1 protein-coding gene is annotated in these 1,068 nt (G+C 69.7%); it reads left to right on the top strand.

Going from position 1 to position 1,068, the window contains the following annotated elements; all coding sequences use genetic code 11:
- On the top strand, positions 1-1,068 hold a 1,068-nt coding region (locus QH196_RS18580; RefSeq protein ID WP_280417067.1), incomplete at both ends, for a transglycosylase domain-containing protein.

Raw genomic sequence — 1,068 nt, 5'->3', positions numbered from 1 at the left:
AACGAACAGGCCGACGCGCTTGCCGGTGCCGCCGCCCCCCAGGCCGCGGCCACCCCCCCCCGCCACAGCCGCCCCGCCCCCCGCCCCCCGCCCGCCCGGCGCGCCGCCCCCCGCCCGCGCCCGCCCCGGGGGCCGCGGGGGCCCGCCGGCGCCGACAGCCGGGCGCGTAACCGCTCCGGCCCGGGTGGCGGCCCACCGCCGCGGCGGCCCGGCGGGAACCGTTCCGGCGGTCCCGGTGGCCCCGAGGGCCGTGGTCCCGGTCAGAAACGCAAGAACCGGTGGAAGATCGCGCGCCGGATCGCCTACGTCCTGGTGGCGCTGGCCATCGTGGTGCCGAGCACGGTATTCCTGATCGCCTATTCCACGGTGTCGGTCCCCGAACCGGGCGATCTCAAGACCAACCAGGTCGCGACGATCCTCGCCAGCGACGGGGAAACCGAGATCACGCGCGTCGTTCCACCGCAGGGCAACCGCACCGATGTGACGATCGATCAGATTCCGCCGCATGTGCGTAACGCCGTGATCGCCGCGGAGGACCGCGACTTCTACAGCAACCCGGGCTTCTCCATCTCCGGTTTCGCCCGCGCCGCGCGCGATAACCTGCTCGGCCGGGAAAGCGCCGGTGGTGGTTCGACGATCACCCAGCAGTATGTGAAGAACGCGCTGGTCGGTGATGAACGCAGCTACACCCGTAAACTCCACGAGCTGGTGATCTCGGCGAAGATGGCTCGGCAGTGGAGTAAGGACGAAATCCTCACCGCCTACCTGAACACCATCTATTTCGGGCGCGGTGCCTACGGTATCGACGCGGCCGCCAAAGCGTATTTCGGTAAGCCGGTGCAGGAGTTGAACGTCGCCGAAGGCGCCGTTCTCGCCGCGACCATCCAGTTGCCGTCGCTGCTGGATCCGGAATCGAATCCGGAAGGCGCCGAGGCCCGCTGGAACTATGTGCTCGACGGTATGGTCGCCGGCGGTAATCTCGACCGCAACGAACGCGCGGGCATGACCTACCCCGAGGTGCTGTCTTCGTCTGCGGCCACCGGGCAGAAAACCGATTCCTCGGGCCCG

It is taken from the genome of Nocardia carnea (assembly GCF_029868325.1).
GTDB classification, from domain to species: domain Bacteria; phylum Actinomycetota; class Actinomycetes; order Mycobacteriales; family Mycobacteriaceae; genus Nocardia; species Nocardia carnea_C.
Note: the sequence above shows the minus strand (reverse complement) of the source record. Positions and strands in the feature narration are given on the sequence as shown.